Annotated in this window: 1 protein-coding gene; it reads left to right on the top strand. The window is 35.1% G+C overall.

All coding sequences use genetic code 11. The features are described from left to right. Nucleotides 1–176: 176 nt before the first annotated feature. A partial coding sequence (locus KA883_RS13250) for an IS256-like element IS256 family transposase (RefSeq protein ID WP_210125940.1) occupies nt 177–1,112 on the top strand: 936 nt, incomplete at its 3' end.

Below are 1,112 nucleotides of genomic sequence, written 5' to 3'. Positions count from 1 at the left end.
TTATTTTTCTCCAAATTCATTAGTTAAATTTGTAATAGTAAAATTTTAATGGTTCATTTAAAAATACCACCACTAGATAAAGTCCGTATAATTGTGTAAAAGTAAAAAGGCCATATAACAGTCCTTTTACGGTACAATGTTTTTAACGACAAAAACATACCCAGGAGGACTTTTACATGACCCAAGTACATTTTACACTGAAAAGCGAAGAGATTCAAAGCATTATTGAATATTCTGTAAAGGATGACGTTTCTAAAAATATTTTAACAACGGTATTTAATCAACTAATGGAAAATCAACGAACAGAATATATTCAAGCAAAAGAATATGAACGAACAGAAAACCGACAAAGTCAACGAAATGGCTATTATGAGCGCAGCTTTACGACACGTGTAGGCACGCTAGAATTAAAAGTACCCAGAACACGTGATGGCCATTTTTCACCCACAGTGTTTGAACGTTATCAACGAAACGAAAAAGCCCTCATGGCTTCAATGTTGGAAATGTATGTATCAGGCGTTTCAACTCGTAAAGTATCAAAAATTGTGGAAGAACTTTGTGGTAAATCCGTCTCTAAGTCCTTCGTTTCTAGCTTAACAGAACAGCTAGAACCTATGGTTAACGAGTGGCAGAATCGTTTATTATCAGAAAAAAATTATCCTTACTTAATGACCGATGTACTCTATATAAAAGTACGAGAAGAAAATCGAGTACTCTCAAAAAGCTGTCATATAGCGATTGGAATAACCAAAGATGGCGACCGTGAAATTATCGGCTTCATGATTCAAAGTGGCGAAAGCGAAGAGACCTGGACAACATTTTTTGAATACCTAAAAGAACGCGGTTTACAAGGTACGGAACTCGTTATTTCTGATGCGCACAAAGGATTAGTCTCTGCCATTAGAAAATCCTTCACCAACGTAAGTTGGCAAAGATGCCAAGTTCACTTCCTAAGAAATATCTTTACCACCATTCCTAAAAAAAATTCAAAATCTTTCAGAGAAGCTGTTAAAGGAATTTTTAAGTTCACAGATATTAACTTAGCGCGTGAGGCTAAAAATCGATTGATTCATGATTATATCGATCAACCAAAATATTCAAAAGCTTGCGCA

It is taken from the genome of Staphylococcus sp. GDY8P54P, assembly GCF_017892645.1.
GTDB classification, from domain to species: domain Bacteria; phylum Bacillota; class Bacilli; order Staphylococcales; family Staphylococcaceae; genus Staphylococcus; species Staphylococcus ureilyticus.
Note: the sequence above shows the minus strand (reverse complement) of the source record. Positions and strands in the feature narration are given on the sequence as shown.